This is a genomic window from Mesorhizobium sp. M7A.F.Ca.CA.002.04.1.1, assembly GCF_004022805.1.
Classification (GTDB): Bacteria; Pseudomonadota; Alphaproteobacteria; order Rhizobiales; family Rhizobiaceae; genus Mesorhizobium; species Mesorhizobium ciceri.
Genome location: NZ_RZPL01001345.1, coordinates 1 through 400, shown reverse-complemented (window position 1 = coordinate 400; position 400 = coordinate 1). Strand labels below are relative to the sequence as shown.

Annotated in this window: 1 pseudogene; it reads right to left on the bottom strand. The window is 63.5% G+C overall.

From position 1 onward, the window contains the following. Positions 1-400: pseudogene (locus tag ENZ75_RS34140) on the bottom strand (FAD/NAD(P)-binding protein); the annotation flags it as partial.

Genomic DNA, 400 nt, shown 5'->3' with positions numbered 1-400 from the left:
GCCCGCCTGCTGTAGCAGGTGACGGACTGATGACCGAAATCGCTGGGCGAGATGGCGAGGTCGAATCCCATCGACAATGAATGCGCCTTCGATTGCTCGATACGCTCGACGCCGACGGCGCGCCGCACCGCCTCGCCGTGACCGGTTGCCACCACCAGCAGGCGGGCATCGATGACGGTGCCGTCGGCCAGCACAAGCCGCTGCCGGTCCGGTCCAGTCGAGACTTCGGTTACCTTGCCGACCGTCAGCGGCACTTGCGCAGGCAAGGCGTCGCGCAGGCCATTGATCAGCGCGCCATAGGAGAATGTGAATTCAGCCTTCTTCTCATGCGCGAAGAACTGGCCGAGGCGAAAGACATGCGTGTCGGTCGTGGAGGTGACGAGACGCTTGAGTGTCGCAT